This is a genomic window from Mucilaginibacter lappiensis (genome assembly GCF_050433765.1).
In the GTDB taxonomy this organism is placed as follows: domain Bacteria; phylum Bacteroidota; class Bacteroidia; order Sphingobacteriales; family Sphingobacteriaceae; genus Mucilaginibacter; species Mucilaginibacter lappiensis_A.
This window is the reverse complement of record NZ_JBNPWP010000006.1, coordinates 448,964-454,963: the sequence shown is the minus strand read 5'-3', so window position 1 is coordinate 454,963 and position 6,000 is coordinate 448,964. Positions and strand designations below refer to the sequence as shown.

At 38.3% G+C, this 6,000-nt stretch carries 5 protein-coding genes; 2 read left to right on the top strand and 3 right to left on the bottom strand.

Annotation, left to right across the window (positions count from 1 at the left end):
- Positions 1-252: 252 nt before the first annotated feature.
- Both M2273_RS20170 and M2273_RS20165 read right to left on the bottom strand, forming a co-directional pair.
- Positions 253-1,233: a hypothetical protein gene (locus M2273_RS20170; RefSeq protein ID WP_429399568.1), complete on the bottom strand. Its 981-nt coding sequence runs from the start codon at positions 1,231-1,233 to the stop codon at positions 253-255.
- Between the two features lie 2 nt (positions 1,234-1,235).
- Complete coding sequence (locus M2273_RS20165; protein WP_429399567.1) at positions 1,236-2,480, bottom strand: MBOAT family O-acyltransferase; 1,245 nt, start codon at positions 2,478-2,480, stop codon at positions 1,236-1,238.
- A 381-nt stretch (positions 2,481-2,861) separates the two neighbouring features.
- Here M2273_RS20165 and M2273_RS20160 point away from each other — a divergent pair, with 381 nt between their 5' ends.
- Entirely contained in the window at positions 2,862-3,041 is a 180-nt protein-coding gene (locus M2273_RS20160; RefSeq protein ID WP_429399566.1) for a hypothetical protein, read from the top strand.
- Between the two features lie 51 nt (positions 3,042-3,092).
- Here the strand turns inward: M2273_RS20160 and M2273_RS20155 are convergent, their stop codons facing one another.
- On the bottom strand, positions 3,093-4,796 hold the full coding sequence (locus tag M2273_RS20155) for a GH39 family glycosyl hydrolase (RefSeq protein WP_429399565.1): 1,704 nt from the start codon (positions 4,794-4,796) through the stop codon (positions 3,093-3,095).
- Between the two features lie 137 nt (positions 4,797-4,933).
- Between M2273_RS20155 and M2273_RS20150 the strand changes: the two genes are divergently transcribed.
- The gene (locus tag M2273_RS20150) at positions 4,934-5,818 is read left to right on the top strand and encodes a cation diffusion facilitator family transporter (RefSeq protein ID WP_429399564.1); all 885 of its coding nucleotides are present in this window, start codon (positions 4,934-4,936) and stop codon (positions 5,816-5,818) included.
- The last annotated feature ends 182 nt before the right edge of the window (positions 5,819-6,000 follow it).

Genomic DNA, 6,000 nt, shown 5'->3' with positions numbered 1-6,000 from the left:
TGCCAGAAGCGAAGGGCTGAAGATCACCCTGGATTATTTTAAATCCCTGCCCCAAAAGGAAATAAACCACAAGGATTTTGCGTACTATAATAAACTGCACAATTTTCCAGTAGTCGAAAATATTGCAATATAGAATTAACCGAACCGATTAAGAGAAAGCCCGGATCAGAGTTAACAACTCAGATCCGGGCTTTCTTTATTTCATGAACAGCGAGCTAAATAAGTCAGACCCCCACTTGCAATAGCATGGTACTACTTGTCATTTAGAGCCTGGTAGTTCGTTACACAATCGGTGGGTTTAAGTCCAGCCACGGTATTTAAAATACCAGATCTCTTTAGCGTATCAATTAGTTTGGCATTATATATATTAACTCCAAACTGATTTAAATGACTATCATCATAGTACATATTATCAGGTAAATTCAATATTTTATTGAAATTATAATACTCACCCAAACCAGAAAACAACCTGTCAATTTCATCATTATTTGTATAGGAATTATAGTTCGATTTTGAAAAAGGCGCCTGCACTATGATGTATTTAATGTTTCTGTGCCGCAACTCAGCCAGCATTTTTTTAAATGCGCCTAACTGTAAAGCAGATACACTAATTTTTTGAGTAAATCTTACCTTCTTAAATTTCAAACTTTCATATGATTGCACATATCCTCCGGGAATATAGGTATCTCCTTTTTTGTCTAATTTCTTTTGCTTTCTTAAATGGAACGTATTATTAAATGCGCCAAATATTAAACTGTTATAAAGCCTGATGTTATTAATTTCGAACGACATTTTCACGATATCCTTATCCATTAATCCACTTGATATCAAATCTATTTGCGATTCTAAGCCATCCACACCAAATAAAATGGGATATATGTCAACAATAACAAATTTTGGTTTTAAATTTTTAATATACTTTTCTACCAGGTATTTTGTTTGTAATGGCGATTGAGAACTTGAGCCAAGATTAAAAACACTTAATCCTTCCTTTTTAAATATCCTCGGGTCATAACCCCTGTAAGCATGTGATGATCCTATAATTATTACATCAACTCCATTTACCTTTGCCGCCTCACTCATCCTCCTGCTGGTAAAGCCCAATCCCCCAAAATCATCAAAGTTTTTAGCAAGCGACGAGGGAATTAATGTTCCAAATATTAATATCGTTATGATATAAAAAACGCTGGCAAACGCTATAAATAAGCATAGTCTAACTGTAAATCGTTTCATAACTAAAATTGAAAATAAATAAAATCTGACCCGCTCGTTTGCATATACATACCTATGCAAACTATAATGAATGAATAAAAACTCCACCTTAAAACTGGTGTCCATCTTATTCCTACATTTTCAATAGCATACCTTCCTTCCCTCCCAATCCATTCAATAATCACGAATAAAATGATTATAACCAGAATTACAGGTCGGGGTGACGTTTGAGGCATCTTAAATAAGTCTTTAGAAAATATACCGCCTATTATTTGTAGCGCTTGCCCTACACTTGCCGAGCGGAAAAATATCCATGCTATTAGAGTTAAAGAGAAGGTTAGCAGAATATCAAAAAGCTCCCGCAGAGAAGGAAGGGACTTACCTTTTGCTGCTATTTCTAAGTTGCTCCTGTTGGTTTTGAAAATTATAGAGGGCATTATAAAAAGTGCATTTAGCGCGCCCCATATTACAAATGTCCAGTTTGCTCCGTGCCAAAATCCGCTCACTATAAAAATTATAAATGTATTTCTAACCCGCATCCATAGGCCGCCTTTACTACCACCTAAGGGAATATACAGGTAATCTTTAAACCAGCTTGATAATGAAATGTGCCATCTCCTCCAAAACTCAGCTATATCTCTTGAAAAGTACGGAAAGGCAAAATTTCTTAACAAATCAATACCAAATAACTTCGCGGTACCTATGGCTATATCTGAGTAACCAGAAAAATCACAATAAATTTGAAAAGCAAATAACAAAGCGCCAAGCACTAATGAACTTCCTGAGTAATTAGAGGAATGATTAAAAATCAGGTTAGCGTATTCGGCGCAATTATCGGCAATTACAACTTTTTTAAACAGTCCCCATAAAATTTGCCTTAAACCATCAATTGCTTTACTATAATCAAAATATCTCTTTTTCTTTAATTGTGGTAACAGATGGGTTGCCCGTTCAATTGGCCCGGCCACCAAAAGCGGAAAAAAGCTTACAAATAATGAATAATCAATAAAATTTCTTTCAGGTTTAATGCGGTCTTTGTAAATATCAATAACATATGATAAACCATGAAAAGTATAAAAAGAAATACCTACCGGCAAAATCACATTAATTGTTGAAAGTTGCAGGTGCACGCCAAGGTGACTAAACATATCAACAAATGATTGCCCGAAGAAATTGTAATATTTGAATACACCCAAAAAGCCCAGATTAACCAACACACTTAACCAAAACCAACCTTTTTTACTCCGAGGGGTGCTTGCTTCCGCCATTTTAATGCCGGTGAAATAATCAAGTAAGGTTGAAAAAATAAGAAGAAAAAGAAATCTGTAATCCCAGCATGAATAAAAGTAATAGCTGGCAACTAAAAGCAGAATGTTTTGGATACGGAGACTTTGTTTATTTAATAACCAGTATAAAATAAAAATTACCGGTAAAAAAAATGCAAAGTTTAATGAGTTAAAAAGCATGAAAGAAAATTAAGATTTCAAATAATTAATTTTTCGACAAAACATTAATTTTAATGCATAAATTGTAATTGCTTTAATAGACACCATTATCAATAACACAATTTAATGTGTTAAATATATCTAACTTTTACGCGTTAGATAGTATATTCTATTCACAGTTTACTACACATTTATATACATTTTTTGTTCATCCCCAGTAAAGTAAATACCCTGGTGAACACAGTGTTCATGTACAGGCTATCTGTTCCTGTACATCTTCCGGAAGCATTAAAAGTTGAACTGAATAACGAATTATTTCTTTCTACCGGCAACACCTTTGACAGTTATGGAAAGGTATTATCAAAGGCCAACAAAAGGACATAGGTATCCCATGTATTAAAATCAGATGGAGGTGGATTCTAAAAATGTCTTATTTTACCAATCCAGCTTTAATAAAGAAACACCCTGGCGCGGCAATGCTATTTCGGTTTGTAACACGCCCGATTTAACCAGCATCTTTTCTGGCTTACCTGTCATTTGTAATTGCCCCGCCTTTTCAAGCTCCTGAATTTGTGCTGTAGTTGGGTTTTGAGGCGAACCCATTTTTTTCCAGGACTCGTATGAATTACTGTACTGCTTATCAATGCGGTACTGGGTAAATGTTACCGTTTTAGCAGGTAAATCGTTGATGTTTATTTTCACAGGTGCATCTGCACCTTGCAGGTCATCATCATGATAATTCCAAACCATCAGGGTAACTCCCCTTTTATCTTTAGCGGCCAATCCGCCAATATCGGTATAAGCACCTCTGACACTTGAATCTGCAACAGATTTAACTGTAAACATCTGGCTACCTTTTACTTCTACCCTTTTACCTTTCATCATACCAAACATGCGAAACACGTTTAGCACTGGCTTGTCTACCCCATTGGTTGCCAGATCACGAAAGCCATAGAACCAGGGTTGATTTTCAAATTCAAACGACCAGGAAACTGCGCCCATAAAATTTACCTTCAATGAATCTGCCAGCAAGTATTCCCGGGCAAATGAGGCCGCAGTGTAACTGGAATACATGGTTCCATTGCGGTAAGCATTTGATGGATTGGTTGCCATTCCGCAGGCAGCACAGCCTTCGGGATCAGATTCGCCGATAACTATCGGTATATTTTTGACCTGTGGGTAAGAAGCCACAATTTTAAATCCTTCCCTGATATCACGCAATTGCGGGGCCATATTCATCCGGACGTGCCCGTCTTCAACAGATGGCTGACCTTTGGCATGAAACGAGATCACATCAAGCGGGGAGCCAGTTTTACCTGTTACATAATTGGTACCGGTTATACAATGTTCAATAAAGGCTCTCAAAAACTTCATACCGCCGGGGCTGGAACCACCCGCCACTTCCGGTCCCCCTACCTTAGCCGTGGGCAATGCCCTTTTTACACCATGAGCCGCGTAATCATACAATTTAAAAAACTCAGGCATTGTACCTTTCCAGTACCCTATGTTGGGTTCGTTCCACACCTCCCAGTACCAGCTTTCCACTTCTTTTTTTCCATATCTGCCCACCTCATGTTTTACCCATTGGTAAACCAGTTCTTCCCATTTATTATAATCTTTAGGTGGATAGGCCCAGCCGGTATAAACTTCATTATAGTCGCGACCCGGCTGCCAGTGATGCCGGTAAGGTTCTGGGTTGGTAGACAGCACTTCGGGCATAAACCCAATCTGGGCATAGGGTTTCATACCCAATTTAATGTAGGTATCAAATATGCTGTCAACCAGGTGCCAGTCATAAACAGGCTTACCCTGAGCATCTTCAGTATAAGCATTGGTGGAGCCCCATTTTAAAGCAGCCTCGCCATTACCCGTATTTAGCAGGTTGTGTACGCGCATGTTAACAGGAACAGGGCTTAAAGCAGCTAATTCCGAAAGCAATTTCTTTCCATCCTTCATATAGGTATAGTTTGGCTCATCATGCCCAAACCAGGCCCAAACAGGACTTATTTCCCCAGCTTCTTTTTTTAAATTTACAGTGATGGTTGCAGGCGATTCTTTCTTTACCTGTGCAAATAAATACTGATAGCTCGTTAAGAGAACAAGCAGTGTAAAACTGAAGTACCCGGTTCTTTTCTTCATGCAGTAAATCTAAATAATTATTTATACCAAAAGTCCGATATAAAGATGAAGAAAGTCTATTTGAATTTAGCAATTAATAGTATTATTACTTGATAAGCTTTTACCTTTGCCGCTTAAATTTTATAACTAATTCAGTAATGGCTGCAATTGACGTCCACCCATCAGTAAAAGCGATCCGAACTACCCAAATAGGTATAGGGATCAGTATCGCCCTGATTTTCATGAAAGCTATTGCGGGCCATTTAGGGCATTCATATGCCTTAATTGCGGATGCAACGGAAACAGGTGCGGATGTATTCAGTTCTACCTTATTATGGATCGGGTTAAAAATTGCTATGAAACCGGCAGACCGGGAACACCCCTACGGGCATGGAAAAGCGGAGCCAATCGTATCTATCATTATTTCTTTTTTCCTGATGGGCGCTGCTGTCTGGATTGCCTGGCACGCTATCGAATTTGTAAGAACTCCGCATGATATGCCCAAACGGTTCACTTTGTATATCCTGTTAGGAGTTATTATTATCAAAGAGGGTATGTTTAGATATGTACTGAATATAGCAAATCAAATAGGCAGTAATGCTGTAAAAGCCGATGCATATCATCACCGGAGCGATGCCATTACATCTATCGCTGCTTTTATTGGAATTGTTATCGCATTAATAGCTGGTAAAGGTTATGAAGGAGCCGATGATTGGGCAGCACTTTTGGCATCGGGAATTGTCTTTTATAACGCGATCCAGCTTTTACGCCCTGGTTTAGCAGAAATCATGGATACAGCACCATCTGGTGAAATCGTAGATCAGGTTAGAGAATTGGCGGCCGAAGTTAAAGAAGTTAAATTTATAGAAAAGTGCTATGTAAGAAAAATGGGCTTTGATTATTTTGTTGACCTCCATATCCAGGTTGACCAGAATTTATCTGTTGCCGAGGGGCACCGTATAGCACATTTAGTCAAGGATAAATTATTAGAAAGTACCCTTTCAATAAAAGATGTACTTATCCATATTGAACCCTTCTCCTGAGTATTCAGCCTATGGTTAGTGTTATCACTATAGGTGTTCGGAAGAAATAAAAAGAAAGCTTGGGCCTAGTGCGATTCCTTCCTTGGGGAAGGGGGAGGTAGGGGTTTATTGAACATTACAGGTTTAATCGCACGTATAAACCCCTCCCTGCCATTTCACAATCCACGGCACCCCTCCCAAGG

Coding starts and splice junctions, on each gene's coding strand:
- M2273_RS20170 (WP_429399568.1), bottom strand. CDS start 1,233: ATGAAACGATTTACAGTTAGACTATGCTTATTTATAGCGTTTGCCAGC.
- M2273_RS20165 (WP_429399567.1), bottom strand. CDS start 2,480: ATGGCGGAAGCAAGCACCCCTCGGAGTAAAAAAGGTTGGTTTTGGTTA.
- M2273_RS20155 (WP_429399565.1), bottom strand. CDS start 4,796: ATGAAGAAAAGAACCGGGTACTTCAGTTTTACACTGCTTGTTCTCTTA.
- M2273_RS20150 (WP_429399564.1), top strand. CDS start 4,934: ATGGCTGCAATTGACGTCCACCCATCAGTAAAAGCGATCCGAACTACC.